This is a genomic window from Pseudomonas iranensis, assembly GCF_014268585.2.
GTDB lineage: Bacteria > Pseudomonadota > Gammaproteobacteria > Pseudomonadales > Pseudomonadaceae > Aquipseudomonas > Aquipseudomonas iranensis.
In genome coordinates, this window is sequence record NZ_CP077092.1 from 5,055,887 (window position 1) to 5,071,891 (window position 16,005).

The 16,005-nt window shown below is 60.0% G+C and carries 8 protein-coding genes; 4 read left to right on the forward strand and 4 right to left on the reverse strand.

Annotated elements, in window-relative coordinates:
• The first annotated feature begins 46 nt into the window (after positions 1 to 46).
• The gene (locus HU724_RS22710; RefSeq protein WP_186569776.1) at positions 47 to 1,666 is read left to right on the forward strand and encodes an FMN-binding glutamate synthase family protein; all 1,620 of its coding nucleotides are present in this window, start codon (positions 47 to 49) and stop codon (positions 1,664 to 1,666) included.
• 77 nt (positions 1,667 to 1,743) lie between these two features.
• On the opposite strand, the gene HU724_RS22715 is transcribed toward HU724_RS22710, so the two are convergent.
• A complete protein-coding gene (locus HU724_RS22715; RefSeq protein WP_186569777.1) occupies positions 1,744 to 3,165 on the reverse strand; it encodes an amino acid permease in 1,422 nt (473 codons plus the stop codon).
• Between the two features lie 472 nt (positions 3,166 to 3,637).
• On the opposite strand from HU724_RS22715, the gene HU724_RS22720 reads away from it, so the two are divergent.
• The 3 genes from HU724_RS22720 (at position 3,638) to HU724_RS22730 (ending at position 13,391) form a co-directional block, all read left to right on the forward strand.
• Positions 3,638 to 4,096, forward strand: coding sequence for an REP-associated tyrosine transposase (locus HU724_RS22720; RefSeq protein ID WP_186569778.1), 459 nt, complete (start codon positions 3,638 to 3,640; stop codon positions 4,094 to 4,096).
• Between the two features lie 893 nt (positions 4,097 to 4,989).
• Positions 4,990 to 8,127, forward strand: coding sequence for a biosynthetic peptidoglycan transglycosylase (locus tag HU724_RS22725; protein WP_186569480.1), 3,138 nt, complete (start codon positions 4,990 to 4,992; stop codon positions 8,125 to 8,127).
• Positions 8,128 to 8,318: 191 nt separating this feature from the next.
• Positions 8,319 to 13,391, forward strand: a complete 5,073-nt coding sequence (locus HU724_RS22730) for a dermonecrotic toxin domain-containing protein (protein WP_186569481.1) — start codon at positions 8,319 to 8,321, stop codon at positions 13,389 to 13,391.
• Positions 13,392 to 13,445: 54 nt separating this feature from the next.
• On the opposite strand, the gene HU724_RS22735 is transcribed toward HU724_RS22730, so the two are convergent.
• Genes HU724_RS22735 through HU724_RS22745 form a run of 3 tightly spaced genes read right to left on the reverse strand, consistent with a single transcriptional unit; the run spans position 13,446 to position 15,979 of the window.
• A complete protein-coding gene (locus tag HU724_RS22735) occupies positions 13,446 to 14,693 on the reverse strand; it encodes a hypothetical protein (RefSeq protein WP_225927640.1) in 1,248 nt (415 codons plus the stop codon).
• A gap of 5 nt (positions 14,694 to 14,698) precedes the next feature.
• Positions 14,699 to 15,202: a CS1 type fimbrial major subunit gene (locus HU724_RS22740; protein ID WP_186569482.1), complete on the reverse strand. Its 504-nt coding sequence runs from the start codon at positions 15,200 to 15,202 to the stop codon at positions 14,699 to 14,701.
• Positions 15,203 to 15,235: 33 nt separating this feature from the next.
• Positions 15,236 to 15,979, reverse strand: a complete 744-nt coding sequence (locus HU724_RS22745) for a molecular chaperone (protein ID WP_186569483.1) — start codon at positions 15,977 to 15,979, stop codon at positions 15,236 to 15,238.
• Positions 15,980 to 16,005 lie beyond the last annotated feature (26 nt).

Consider the following 16,005-nt stretch of genomic DNA (forward strand, 5'->3'; position numbering starts at 1 on the left):
AAATGGGTGCCGTTGCACAAAATTGAGTCCGAACCAAGGAACCCGTATGAGCCTGTCGCTGCTGAGCCGCTACGCCTTCTTTGCCGTCTGCGTGATTTTCACCCTCGCCAGCCTGCCCTTTCTCGAACATGACTGGCTGTGGCCGATCACCGCCGTCACCGCAGTGCTGAGCCTGCTCGGCGTGTTCGACCTGTTGCAGACGCGCCATGCAGTGCGCCGCAATTATCCGATTCTGGGCAACATCCGTTATCTGGTCGAAGGTATCCGCCCGGAGATTCGCCAGTACCTGCTCGAATCCGACAGCGACGCCCTGCCCTTCTCCCGCGCCCAGCGTTCGCTGGTGTACTCGCGAGCGAAAAACGAAACCGCTGACAAACCGTTCGGCACGCTGATCGACGTCTACCAGTCCGGCTTCGAATTCATCGGCCACTCGATGCGCCCTGCGCCGTTGAGCGACCCGAATGGTTTCCGCGTCACTGTCGGCGGGCCGCAGTGCACGCAGCCATATTCAGCGTCGATCTTCAATATCTCGGCGATGAGCTTCGGCTCGCTCAGCGCCAACGCCATTCGCGCGCTGAACCAGGGCGCGAAACTCGGCAATTTCGCCCACGACACCGGTGAAGGCAGCATCAGCCCGTATCACCGCGAACACGGCGGCGACCTGACCTGGGAGCTGGGCAGCGGCTACTTCGGCTGCCGCACCAGCGACGGCCGTTTCGACCCGGAGCGCTTCGCCGTACAGGCACAGAATCCGCAAGTGCGCATGATTGAAATCAAGATGAGCCAGGGCGCCAAACCCGGTCATGGCGGGATCTTGCCCAAGCATAAGGTCACCAAAGAGATTGCGGAAACACGAGGCATCCTGATGGGCGAGGACTGCGTTTCGCCGTCGCGCCACAGTGCGTTTTCCACGCCGATCGAGATGATGCAGTTCATCCAGCAACTGCGCGAACTGTCCGGTGGCAAACCGGTAGGCTTCAAGTTCTGCCTCGGCCATCCGTGGGAATTCATGGGCATTGCCAAGGCCATGCTGGAAACCGGCATCCTTCCCGACTTTATCGTCGTCGATGGCAAGGAAGGCGGCACTGGCGCAGCGCCTGTCGAGTTCACCGACCACATCGGTGTACCGATGCGCGAGGGCCTGCTGTTCGTCCATAACACGCTGGTCGGCCTCAACCTGCGCGACAAGATCAAACTCGGCGCCAGCGGCAAGATCGTCAGCGCCTTCGACATCGCCAGCGTGCTGGCCATCGGCGCCGACTGGGCCAACTCGGCGCGCGGCTTCATGTTCGCCATCGGCTGCATCCAGTCACAGTCGTGCCACACCAACAAATGCCCGACCGGCGTCGCCACCCAGGACGCCCTGCGCCAACGCGCTCTAGTGGTCCCAGACAAAGCCCAGCGCGTCTACAACTTCCATCGCAGCACGCTCAAAGCGCTGGCGGAAATGCTCGCTGCCGCCGGCCTCGAACATCCGTCGCAACTGTCGGCCAAGCATCTGGTGCGACGCATGTCGGCAACCGAGATCAAACTGTTCTCGCAGTTGCATGTGTTTCTGAAACCGGGGGAATTGCTTACCGGCGAAGTGAATGGCGAGTTCTATTCGCGGATGTGGCAGATGGCGCGGGCGGATAGTTTTGAGCCGCTGGAAGTGATAGCGGCGTAAGACTGGCGATCAGCTCGCGTGAACCAAAAAAGCCCCGATCTTGCGACCGGGGCTTTGTTTTTTTCAGCGGCTTGAACTTATGAAATCGAACGCACCGCGTCTTGCGAAACTTGGTTAGGCTGCAACTTGAACACGTAAAACAACACCGTCAGCAACACCAGGAATGCCGGCCCGACATACAGCGCCACGCGGGTATCCGGGAAGTACGCCATCAGGCCGACCACCAGTACCAGAAACGCCAGGGCGAAATACGAACTGACCGGGTACAGCCACATCTTGTACTTGAGGCCGGCACGTTCGCTGGCGCTCAGGCCTTTGCGGAATTTCAGCTGGGCGAGAAGGATCATCACCCAGGTCCAGATCGCACCGAAGGTGGCAATCGAGGTGACCCAGACGAAGACCTTTTCCGGCACCAGATAGTTGAGCACTACGCCCAGCAGCAACACCGCGATCGACAGCAACAGCGCCCGACGCGGCACGCCGTTGTTCGAGGTCTTGGCGAAACCGGCCGGGGCCTGGCCGTTCTGCGCCAGGCTGTAGAGCATGCGCCCGGTGCTGAAGATGCCGCCGTTGCACGACGACAGCGCCGCAGTAATCACCACGAAGTTGATGATACCGGCGGCGGTCTTGATGCCCAGCCGCTCGAAGGTCATCACAAACGGGCTGCCCTGGGTGCCGATTTCGTTCCACGGGTAGATCGACAGAATCACGAACAGCGCGCCGACGTAGAACAGCAGAATCCGCCAGAACACCGAGCCGATTGCGTCAGGAATGGTCTTCTGTGGATTCTTCGCTTCACCGGCGGTGAGGCCGATCATCTCGACACCGAGGTAGGCGAACATGACCATCTGCAGCGACATCAGCACACCGGTCACGCCGTTGGGCATGAAACCGCCGTGGGCCCACAGGTTGGAAATGCCCAGCGCCACGCCGTCATTGCCGAAACCGAAGGCGATGATGCCGACGCCGCCGATGACCATGGCGATGATGGTGACGATCTTGATCAGGGCGAACCAGAATTCGAACTCGCCGAAGGCTTTTACCGCGATCAGGTTGACCGAGCCCATGCTGATCAACGCCGCCAGGGCCCAGATCCAGCGCGGCACATCGGGAAACCAGATGCCCATGTACACGGCCACGGCAGTGATTTCTGCGACGCAGGTCACCAGCCACAGAAACCAGTAATTCCAACCGGTGAGAAAGCCTGCCAGCGGACCGAGATAGTCCTGCGCGTAGCGGCTGAACGAACCGGCCACCGGGTTATGCACGGCCATTTCGCCGAGTGCGCGCATGATCACCAGGATCGCCAGACCACCAAGGATGTAGGAAAGCATGATCGCCGGGCCGGCCATCTGGATGGCTTTGGCCGAACCGAGAAACAGACCGACGCCGATACAGGCACCGAGTGCCATCAGGCGGATATGCCGTTCGCCGAGTTCACGTTTGAGCGGACCGCCCGAAGCGGTGTCGCCGTGCGGCAGAGGATTGCCAACTGGCATAGGGGTACAACCTCGTCTTGTTATTGGATATGACCACCGGGTTTCGAAGCGTCGGCCGATAGGCCTTGGCTGGGCAGGAAACCGCGTCGGCTTCGTGGGCAGACGCGTCTTGCAGGGCGGGCCTGAAAGATCAGCGGGGCGTGCAGTATAAAAAGCTCAGGGCAGGATTTTTCACTCTAAAAGTCACAACATTCAGCGACAACTCTCGGCAATAGTGGGTTCCGCGGAGAGGCATTACCTGCATTACGTAGGAAAAGTCGCCACTGAAAAAGCCGCGAAGTATTGCACAGCGATGGTGCAGCGTCATGTTTCAGCCCTAGGGCATTTGATCCACTGTGTGATGTCTCGCCTCGCTTGATCACGGATAAATCGCCCTACGGATTCAGAAATTTCGCTCAACAGTTGCAGCGCCGACCGGGGCGGCCAACCACTAACCTTTGAAAAAGCCAGGAGCACAAGCAAGGAAGCTCGCATGCCAGTCCGTCCCAACTCCCACCGTCTGCGCCAAGGTCGTTTCTCGGAAAACGGTCGTGCCTATTTCATCACCTCGGTCATCCACGAACGCCAGCCCGTATTTTTAGATTGGCAGACCGGCCGATTACTGGTTGCCGAACTGCGCCGGGCTCATGAACAAGGAGTCGCGCAATCCATCGCCTGGGTTGTCATGCCTGACCACTTTCATTGGCTGATGCAATTGCAGCGCGGCTCACTTGGTGAAGTCATTGGCGGTGTAAAGGCTCGCTGTGCGCATGCGGTTAACAGAAAAACCGGACGTCACGGACCGCTGTGGCAAACCGGCTACCATGACCGAGCGATCCGTGACGGCGAGGATCTGGAGCCCATCGCCCGCTATATCATCAATAATCCCTTGCGAGCCGGGCTGGTTGATAACCTCGGTGATTACCCGCTTTGGGATGCCTGGTGGCTCTGAGCGCAATAGTTCTATGGAATAGGTGGATTTCTTCCTCACACAGACAACATCCCGGGATGTGCACAGCCTACTTGTGGCGAGGGGATTTATCCCCGCTCGACTGCGCAGCAGTCGCCATTTGCTCACACGCGGTGTGCCTGTAGAAACTGTGGTGGCAGGTTTTGGGGCTGCTTCGCAGCCCAGCGGGGATGAATCCCCTCGCCACAGGGAGTCCCTGCTCGGCTGCGAAGCAGTCGCCACTTGCTTACATGCGGTGTGCCTGTAGAAACTGTGGTGGCAGGTTTTGGGGCTGCTTTGCAGCCCAACGGGGATAAATCCCCTCGCCACAGGGAGTCCCTGCATGACTGATAAATCTGTTAGCCACCTGAATCCTTTCCTCAACACAGACAACATCCCTGAATGCGAACAGCATTTTTGTGGTGAGGGGATTTATCCCCGCTCGGCTGCGCAGCAGTCGCAACTTGCTGACACGCGGTGTGCCTGCATAAACCGTGGAGGCAGGTTTTGGGGCTGCTTTGCAGCCCAACGGGGATAAATCCCCTCGCCACAGGGAGTTCCTGCATGACTGATAAATCTGTTAGCCACCTGAATCCTTTCCTCAACACAGACAACATCCCGGGATGTGAACAGCATCCTTGTGGCGAGGGGATTTATCCCCGCTCGGCTGCGCAGCAGGCGCAATTTCCTCACATGCGGTGTGCCTGCATAAACGTGCTGGCAGGTTTTGGGGCCGCTTCGCGGCCCAGCGGGGATAAATCCCCTCGCCACAGTGTTTGTTCCAGTTTTATTCAGATAAAGCGCCGGCTCCGCTCTGCACATTTTTTTCACCGGCTTCAACCACCGTCTAAGCTTCAGACAAGTCCGATCAATCTGCGTGAATGGATCAGTCGACTATGGGCGCTTTGTGGCAAACCGATTCGAGTAAAACCGTGGTTCAGACTGAAAGTGTGAATGAAGCGCCTGTCCCTGAAAAACCCCGTCGCAACCGGCACGGGTGGAAGGCTTTCTGGTTGCTGTTTTTGATCATTGCGGTGGTGGTGGGACTCGCTGCGTCCAAGGAAATGCGCACCTCGCGCTTTCAAGCGCGGGAGCTGAGCCAGTACGCCGCTTCGCTGACCTACAAACTTGAACCCGGCCCCAGCGAAGCGATTCGTTATCCGGGCAACGGGCCGTTCGATCTGCGCCTGGGTTACAGCTCGCTGGATGAATTCCTGCCGCGCCTGCTCAAGCGCAACTATGTGATCACCGAGCAGACACGCTTTTCCCCTGCCCTGCTCGGTTACACCGACAAAGGCCTGTTCGTGCCGTATTCGGAAAAGATCCAGGCCGGGCTGTCGATCACCGATTGCCGAGGCGCGCCGCTGTATCGATACAACTATCCGCAGCAACTGTATGCCGACTTCGCGGCGATTCCGCCGGTGGTGGTCAGCAGCCTGCTGTTCATCGAAAACCGCTTTCTGCTCGACCCGAAACAACCGCAGGCCAACCCGGCGGTGGACTGGCCGCGTTTCGGCATGGCGGCGTGGTCGCAAGTGGCGAAACTGCTGCGCCTGCCCGGGCAATCGGCCGGCGGCAGTACCCTGGCAACGCAACTGGAAAAGTATCGCCACTCGCCCGATGGCCTGACCGTGTCGGGCGCGGAGAAGATCCGCCAGATGATTTCCGCCAGCGTGCGCGCCTATCAGGACGGCCCGCAGACCCTCGGTTCGCGGCAGAACATCGTGCGCGACTATCTCAACAGCGTGCCGCTCTCGGCAGTACCCGGCCACGGTGAAGTGCACGGCATGGCCGAAGGTTTGCGAGTCTGGTACGGCAGTGATTTCAACAAGGCCAACGAGCAACTGAACAGCCCGAAGACCGATCCGCAGACCATGGCCGCCAAAGGCCTGGCCTTGCGTGAAATGCTTTCGCTGATGATCGCCCAGCGCCGTCCTTCGCATTACCTGACCAAGGGCCGCGAGGAATTGGCCAGCCTCACCGACAGCCACCTGCGCCTGCTCAAGCAGAACGGTGTGATCGACAGCGCTCTGGCCGACGCCGCGCTGGCAAGCACCGTGTCGTACCGTGACTGGCAGACCCAGCCAACCATGCAGCCGATCGAAACCAACAAAGGCATCAGCGTTGCCCGCAGCCGCCTGGCGAGCATGCTCAACCGGCCGCTTTACGACCTCGATCGTCTCGACCTCTCAGCCACCAGCACCCTGCAGGGCGACCTGCAAACGCAGGCCACGGCTTATCTGAAAAAACTCGCCGATCCGGCCTACGCCGCCGAAATCGGCCTGCTCGGCGAACGCCTGCTGACGCCGACCAGCACCACGCAAGTACGCTACAGCTTCACCCTCTTCGAACTGACCCCGGACGGCTCGCGAGTACGCGTGCAGACCGACAGCACCGACCAGCCGTTCGACATCAACGAGGGCAGCAAGCTCGAACTCGGCTCCACGGCGAAAATGCGTGTGCTGACCACGTACCTGCAAATCGTCGCCGAACTGCACGACAAGTACGGCGCGATGAGCGCAGCAGAACTGAAGAAAGTCGAAGTGCCGGATCAGGATCGCCTCAGCCGCTGGGTCATCGACTACCTGATCCAGAACAAGGACCACGATCTGTCGAAGCTGCTCGGCGCCGCGCTCGATCGCAAATACTCGGCCAGCCCGGGCGAGGCGTTTTTCACCGGCGGCGGCCTGCACAGATTCAACAACTTCCGCAAAGAGGACAACGGTCGCCTGCCGACCCTGCGCGATTCGCTGCGCGAGTCGATCAACCTGCCGTTCATTCGGCTGATGCGCGACATCGTCCGTTACACCACCTACTCAGGCCCGAACGGCGAATTGCTCAAGGATGACCGCGACCCGCGGCGCCAGGAATACCTGGCCAGTTTTGCTGACCGTGAAGGCACCTCGTTCCTGCTCAAGTTCTGGAAGAAGTACAAGAACAAGGACACTCAGGCGCGCTTGGAAACTTTCCTCGACAGCATCCGCCCGACGCCGATTCGCATGGCGGCGGTGCACCGTTATCTGTTGCCGGATGCCAGCCAGGAAGACTTCAACAGCTTTGTTCGCGCACACCTCAAAGGCGCCAGGCTCAAGGAGAAACTCACCGACGATCGTCTGATCCGCCTCTACGATGCCTACGGCCCCGGCAGTTACGATTTGCCGGACCAGGGCTTCATCGCCAAGGTCCATCCGCTGGACCTGTGGATGATGGGCTACCTGCTGCATCACCCGGAAGCGACCTTCAGCGAGATCGTCAAGGCCAGCCATTTCGAGCGCCAGGAAGTCTACAGTTGGCTGTTCAAGAGCCGACACAAAGGCGCGCGCGACAGCCGCATTCGCACCATGCTCGAGATCGAAGCGTTCCTCGACATTCATCAGCGCTGGCAAAAAGTCGGCTACCCGTTCGATCATCTGGTGCCGTCACTGGCCACCGCCATCGGCAGCTCGGGCGACCGCCCCGCCGCGCTCGCCGAGCTGATCGGCACCATCCTCAATGACGGCGTACGCATGCCAACGCTGCGCATCGACAGCCTGCATTTCGCCGCCGATACGCCGTACGAAACCAGACTGGTCAACGACCCGCACGTGGGTAAACGCGTGATGCCGGTGGAAGTGGCCAGAGCCATGCGCGAGGCGTTGTCGCAAGTGGTCGATGCCGGTACCGCCAAACGGCTGTCCGGCAGTTTCAAACTGCCCGATGGCACGCCGCTGGCCATGGGTGGCAAGACCGGCACCGGGGATAACCGCATCGCGGCGATCGGGTCCGGCGGACGGATCATAAGTTCGAAGTCGATCAACCGCACGGCGACCTTCGTGTTCTACATCGGCGACCACCACTTCGGCACGCTCACCGCGTTCGTACCGGGGCGCTCGGCAGAGAACTTCAAGTTCACCTCGGCCCTGCCTACGCAGGTGCTCAAGGGCATGGCGCCGATTCTCACGCCGTACCTGCAACCGGGCAGCGACTCGCAATGCCGGCCGAAGCAAACCGCGAGCGTGGCTCAGGTCCGCTCCGGCATGACCGCCAACAGGTAAGCGGTGCTGAAGAGCGCCGCTTCGGTGTGAAATGACTGGCGCGCGGCGGGTGGTATTCCTGCATTTTTCCGATTCGAATATTCGTCGGGTTCAGCGCCGAAAGAGGCGTTTGCCTTTCGATCTTTGCGCTTTTGTTTTGTCTTTGTGTCAGTAGGCTGATCGCTCCCATAACAATCAAGGATGATTGGCCAATGTCGCTCACTCCCGCGCTCGCCGAAACGGAAAAAGGCCGGCACTACGAGTTCATCAAATCCGCCGTCAGCGCGCCCTTCAAAAACGCGTCCCTTGAACGGGCCAAAGCGTTGGCGAACGCGCCAATGAAAATCGAGCCATGGTTTTCCGCCTTGGGTGCCGGCACCCAGGCGAATCTCTCCGCCGCCAATCTCAAGGCCTGGAAGTCGCAGAACCTTGTCGACCATCTCATGGCGCAGATCGACCTGTATGCCTTCGCCGAGCCGTTGCTAAAGACCAGAATCAAACAGCGGCATGGCCTCGACCTTGACGTGCAGCTCACTTGGGTACGCCTCTACCGCGAGGGCGAAAGCGCTCGCACCGTGTCTTTGCTGGATGCTGCACTGCATAACTTTGCCAGTGACGAAGACGCTGATCCGGACTCGTCGTACATTACCAAACCCAACGAAAACGGCCATTTCGATACGCTGCCGATTTATCGGCAAATGTCCATCGGTCAGTTTCAGCAGTTGTGCCGTGATCTGGATATCGGCGCGCAGTACAAGACGCATCTCGAAAGCTTGCTGCTGCCCGCCGATACGTTTTCCCAAGGGGCGCTGCAAGCCAAAGTGATCGCCAGCCAGCAAGACGCTTTGGCCGTCGCGGCGCAGGTGGCCTTGCTCAAGGGCGACCTCGGACTTGATGCGCACACGATGCTGTTCGACCTGATCGGCAACCAGACCAGGCCGCAGCTCGCCGGCTGGCCGGTGCGTTTTCGCGATCTTTCCCTGCTGGGCACGCGCCTTACCGGCGTATCGCTGATGTTGTATGGCGCCGGTGAGGATAGCGGCAAGCGTCGGGCAATAGCGTACATCCCGCATGATCCCGACCACCCGCTCAAGGATTACGACTCGCTCGTCGATTTCAAGGAAGAGCTGATACGCCAATTGCGTGACAACCGCTTCAGCGAGGCGACCCGACAGACCTATCGCCAGTTCTTCAGCCAGTTCGTCGACCAACAGCAACGCGGACATTTTTTCGCTGAACTGGAGCAACGTCTGTTCACGGTGCGTTTTTTCCCACGCGAAGACCCCACCGATCAGAGCCCGCCATGGCGCAAAGTGGCGGTGGAGAAACCGCGGCTGCAGTTTCGCCATTTACCGTTTCGGGAAAATTACTGGCGCTACGGCTATCAGCAAAAGCTCAACAAGATCCTTAACGATGCGCGGGAAATTGCCGTGTCCACCGCCGACGCGGACAGCAAGGCGCGCAGTAAGTGGTGGGATAACTTCCTGAAAATCCTTGAGACAATCGCCGAAACCGTCTTGCTGATCGCCACCCCCTTCGTACCGGGGCTGGGCGAGGTGATGATGGTCTACACCGCACTGCAACTGACCACTGAGGTGATAGAAGGGGTCGTCGATCTGGCCGAAGGCCTTGGCCAGGAAGCCGCCGAGCATGTCATCAGCGTGGTGACCAACGTCATCCAGTTGGCCGCGTTCAGCGCCGGCGCGCAGATCGGCGAGGTGCTCAAGGTCAAGCTGTCAGCGCTGGTCGACGACATGCTGCCGGTGAAGTTGCCCGATGGCAAAGCGAGCCTGTGGCATCGCGACCTGGCGCCTTATGCACATGACGACCTGACTTTGTCGGCAGAGTCGAAGCCCGACCGACACGGCCTGCATCAGCACGAACGCGGCAGCATCCTGCCGCTGGACGACAAGCTCTATGTGGTGAAAAAAGCTTCAGCCGATCCGGCCAGTAAAGCCCACCGGATCAAACACCCGAAACGCACCAACGCCTATCAGCCAAAGGCCGAGCACAACGGCCATGGTGCCTGGCTGCATGAAGCGGAGAACCCGCAGGACTGGCCGGATGCCAAGCTGATGCAGCGCCTTGGCCACAGCGTCGAACGCTTTTCGCCCACGCAACGCGAGAACATCCGCCGCAGCAGCGGCACCACCCATGATGAACTGCGGCGCATGCATTCCGACAACAGCCCGCCACCGCCGCTGCTGGCCGATACGGTCAAGCGCTTCGATGCCCATGAAGAGGTGCTCGATGCCACGCTGAAAATCCGCAAAGGCGAACCGATCGCGGGCGAATCGGTGTGGCTGGAGCCGATGCTGACCGGCCTGCCCGGCTGGCCCTCCGCGCGCGCGCTGGAAGTATTCGCTCGCCAGGACCTGACAGGGTATTCGCGCAAATACGGCAACCCGCTGGCCGCGCCTGCCGACACTCTGCGCATCAGCCTCGCCGATCTCACCGCCGGCCGATTGCCGGAGCGGGTCGCCGGTTTTCTGCGTGACGAGGAATTCAACAACCTGCTCGGCCCCATGGTTACCCCAGAGCAACGTGTGGCTGCCTTGCGCAACCTGCTCGCCGATGCGGTCAATCAGCGCCGCAACGAAGTCGTTCAGCATGTTTATCAGGCCGGCGAGCGCGGCGGCAACGGCGAGCTGCGGGTGATCAGGCAAACGTTTCCCGACTTGCCACTGCCGCTGGCGGAAAAAGTCGTGGCCCAGGCGCGCCCGGCAGAATTGCAGCGAATCCACGATGAGCAACGGTTACCCCTGCGCCTGAAAACCGAAGCCCGTGAACTGGATTTCGAAGCCTCGGCGACGCGCGCTTACGAAGGCTTCTTTCGCGACGACCTGTTGACCGCGCAGACCGAACGGCTGGCGCTCAACACCCTGAAAATCCACAGCGACAGCTTTGCCGACCTGCGTATCGAGGTACTGGACGGCAGCGCCGAGGGACCGCTGCGCTGCAGCGTCGGCCCGGAAGATGCGACCACGGTGCGGCGCCTGATCCGCAACGAAATGGGCCGCTACGAGGTGCGCGACGCTAACGGCCGCAGCCTGCACGACGGCGCTGATTTCCACGACTCGGTCCTGCGCGCCTTACCGGACGAAGTCCTGTCGGGTCTCGGTTATGCTCGCGGCCAGGGCAGCGCCTTGAAGCTGTGGCTTATGGACAACTGCGCAATGCCTGCCGAACGCCGCAGCGCGCTGGCCGAACCGCCGATTCGCGCGGTGGTGCCCCGTGAAACCGAACTGCTGGTGCGTGGCTGGCCATGGGAGGCTAAAACCCCCGAGCAAAGGCTCAGGCAGTTGTACCCGAAACTGAACGACCGGGAAATCGCGACCTTCATCAAGGCACTTGAGAAGAAGGGCGAGACCGACGCCGCCATTACCAGACTGGAGCGTGAGCGCAAAACACTCGACGCGACCCTTGAGAACTGGCGCTACAGCTATCCGTCCGACATTGACGCTTCGGGTGAACAGACCGGAATCTCTGCCGCATACGTACGCGAAGGTGGCCTCCACATCGAGCAACGGTTAAAGGAATGCTTCGCGCGCAGGAGCGAGATATTCGATGAACACAGCAACCATCCTGAGCAAGGCTATACGCTTGACCTGTCGTCCGAGATGCTGCAGCCGGATCTTGAACCCTGGTGGCGCGACCTGCGCCAGCGCCCCGGAATGAACCGGTTCCTTGAACAGATCACCGCACTGAAGCTCGATAACACACAACTCTCAGCCAGCCCCGACGGCCTGTTGGGCAGCTTCCCCAATCTGCGCCAGTTGAGCGCCCGTCGATGCGAACTGCAGGAAATACCCACGAACGTGGGCCGGATGAATCGGCTCGAAGTGCTGGATCTGGCCGACAACAACATTCAACTGTCCTTCGCATCCGCCAGGCAGCTTGACGACCTCGCTCGCCTGCGGATCTTGAACCTCAACGGCAATCCGCTACGCGTGCCGCCGGACGTGGGAAACATGGATCAGTTGCTTGAATTGAACCTGGCCAATACCCGTATCCGCGACTGGCCGCAGGGGCTGCTGGAAGCCAACGGACAAACCGTCCAACGCCCGCGCGGTTTCATGCTCGACATGCGGGGCAATCCGATCGATAGCCTGCCGCAGGTCGAACTCGCATCCGACCAGGCGCGACTGGTCAGCCGAGCCCGTTTCGACAAAACCAGGCTGACCAACGAACAAAGGGTGCAACTGGGACGTTATCGAGAATCCACAGGCCTGAGCTTCGATCAGCGCTACTCGCAAGCAGCGCAGGATGAAATCAGCCATTGGCAGCTGTTTCCCCAAGACTCGGCCGGCTTCAGTCAATCGGCGTCACACAGCAAATACCGCGAAGAATCCTGGCACGATTTGATGAACGAGCCCGATTCGGCAGGTTTTTTCAGCGTAATCCGCAAGCAGCGCGAGACGGCGGATTACCGTACGGAGCAAGGAAGGCGAAACCTGACCGCACGGGTCTGGGAAATGGTCGACGCCGCCGCGCTTGACGACCGCCTGCGTGAACAGCTCTTCAGGCAAGCCGCTTCGCCGAAGGATGGCGGCGATCTCGGCGCCCGATTGTTCAATTCGCTAGGGCTCAAAGTACTGGTTACCAAAGCCTGCAACGAGTCGACATCGCCCAGCGTGCTGGAAAACCGACTGGTTCGCCTGGCGCGCAGTGCGGCGCGGCTCGACCGGGTGAGCGATGAGGCGACCATGGAGGTCAGTCGCCAGCAACAGCAGCATCTGATCGATCCGCACCTGCCGGCTCCGGACGAAACACAGGTCCATCGGGCTTTCGAAACAGGTCTTGGCGAGCGTCTCGATTTGCCCTGGCAATCGCCGGGCATGCCGGATCAGCCCGGCGCCGGCGTAACGCAGGCAAAACTCGACGCTGCCTATCAGAGGATCATCCAGCGTGAACAAGGTAATGGTCTGATCAACGGCATGATAGATCTGGATTCGGACAGGTTCTGGGAAAACTATCTCATCGACACCTGCCCCGAGCGTTTTCAGGATAATCATCGCCTGTTCGAGGAAAAATACACGCAGCTGAATGCGTTGCGTAGCGCCCAGGCGGAATGGGCCGGCAACGAAATCCGTACGCCACGAAACGATTTACAGCGACGAATAGAGCGCCTCGCCGATCTGTTGGGTATAGCGCATGAAGACGTACTGAGCGGCGAAGCGATGACCGACGCGCAATACACAAAATGGCGGAAAAAAATCACCCGTGACCGCAACGAGCTGAGCCGAACCCTGACTCGTGAAGCGCTGGGCAGGGCCGGCCTCTGACAGCGCTTGTTCAGCCCGGCCAGCGCCCTGATCGCTGGTCGGGCGGCACGCTCATCAATCGACTTCCGAATCCCAGATCACCGTGATGTTGCCGGTATAGGGCCGGCCCTTGGCATTGAGGATCAACCAATTGGTCGCCGAAGGGCCGACTTCGAAATGCAACGTGCCCGGCTTGCGGTCGACATAGATGCCCGGCTGAAACGCAGCACTGGCCTCGTGCTTCGAATGGAAACGCTTGACCGGTTGGCCGACGCTGTCGTTCAACCCATTGGGCAGGCTGACACTGACATCGACCTGGCCAGCGTATCCCGATTCACGATCAACGATCCCGCAGCCGGAGCTCAGGTCCAGTTCACACTCGATTCTCATGCTGAATCGGGAGGATGCGGAAATCAGGAAGGTCTGGTCGCGATACAGCCGCACAGGCTTGCGGCCGCTTTCCAGCCAACGCTGCCAGCCGCCATCGGGTTCCAGCACAACATGGTTGCCACCGGGAGGAATATCGACTTTCAGGGTGTGCTGCACATCCAGGACAAAATCCAGAGTCAGGTTACCGTCGTTCGGCTCCATCATCGAACCCAGTTGAAAATCGCCGGTCGGCCCGATGGAATAGGACATGGAGCCGGTGTACAGACCACTCGACATGTCCAACGGGTTGGGGGTGCGCAGCTCATAGGCGAAATCGAGTTTTTCGAAGTACATCGACGGAATCGGGAATGCGGCGGTTTTGGTGCAGGACGCTTCGACCGGTGTATGCCAGAAAAACCGGTAGGCATTGGCGGTGTAGCTGGACAAAAAGCTGCTGCCGCAAGGCGCCGGCGCATAGAGCCAACCGGTCTGGGACGTCCAGAGTACGTCGTGGCCCGAAGGGTGAGCCACTCCTGTGAGTCTCGCCACGGCTTCGCTCAGGACATATCGGGAACCGATGCCGCTGATGCGCACCTCGACGATTTCCGTTTCCTGAGTGTCCTGGTTGATGACTGTCAGCCGTCGCCAGTCGGCGGGGGCTTTTACCGAGACATCGTCACCGGCGACGAGCGCGCGATTGGAATCGTGGCTTACCGGCAACTCGATACTGAACATGTCGGCGGCTGCGCATTTCGCCGGAAAGTACACGCAGTAGCCGCTGTTGGGCGTCTGGTTGACGAACAGGTTCTTGCCGGTTTGCGCAGGATCGGGCTGAAACAGCGCGCGGATTTCCTGGTTGACCGCGTGCGCTTCGACCATGCACAAGGTCAGCAGGAAGCCGAGCCCGCAGGTGAGTTTTTTCAGCTTCTGACGGGACAGCAAGTTTACGTTCATGACGGTCATTCCGCGCTCGGTGTGCTGGCGCTGAACATCAGCAGCACGTTGCCGTAGTAATCCCCGGACCGATAGCCACCCTGTGGCTCGATCGGCTCGATCTTCAGCGCCACGCGCTTACCGGTGGCAGCCTCTTCCTTCGAGAGCACCTGACGCGGGATCACATAGGAACTCAACTCGACATCGTTGAAGGTGACACGTAACGGGATGATTTCCCCCGGTCGACCATTTTCCAGATACGGGTCGAGCAGCAGACGCGCATCGATGGCGCTGCTGTCATGACGGACGTCGAAATTCTTCACCAGGCTGCCCAGCGTGGCCTTGGGATAATCCCAAAACAGTTGCTGCGGCCGGTGAATCCAGTCCGGCTCTGCCGGTATTACATAAAACGGGCGGCTGGGAATGGTCAGCGACACTTCGAACGTGTGCTCCTCCCTCGCGCCCCAGACCTCGGTGCCGCTCAGGCCGGCAGCGGCCAGCAGCACAAGGGCAGTGCATTGCTTGATCATTTTGGTTACCCGATGCGTCAGTGGAAAACCGTGTCAGCGGCTGGCGATCTTCATGGTTTTCTTGTCATTGCCCTCGATCAGGAAGAAGCGGTACTCGCGACCCTTTTCTTTGTCGAAGGCGAATGACTTGCCGGCCAGCACATGATGTTTGGTGGTCGCGCCGCAGTCGCTTTCCTTGCTCAGCGAACAGCTCTTGAACTCGTCGACGATGATCACCGTGTTGCCGTTGTTGCTCAGTTCATAGCGGCTGTCGGTTTCATTGATCGCTGTGTTGAAACGCGCGTCCCTGGGCCGGACGAAGAAGATCGTGCCGAACCCGGTCATCACGTTGACGCCGGCCGAGAGGGATTTCTTGTAGTCGTCGCGTTCTTCGCCGCTGACCACGAAGTCGTCTTCTTTCTCCGGCACTACCGGTACGAAGCGCACGCGAAAGTAACGCTCGCGGTCACGTTCGCCCATGTACAGCAACCGCGTGCCTTGCATGCCCTGCGCCGGCACGATCAATCGCGCCGGGCTGGCCATCAGGCCGTTGCGCGAGGCGCCGTCGGCGGCGTTGAGCACCGGGATTTCTTCAGGTTTGCCATCGGCACCGTAGATAATTTCCAGCACATTGATCTTGACGAACGCGGTGGCGTCGCCGCTGTTGAATACACGCTTGAGATAGGTGCTTTTGTCGGCGTCGAGGTAGTCGTACACGGTGCCGACATTGATCTGCGGCCCGGCCTGGGCCGTCAGACAAAACACGCTGAGCAGGCTCAGCAGAAAACTGCGGTTCATCGGTTTCAACTCCACGAGTTTGGAAA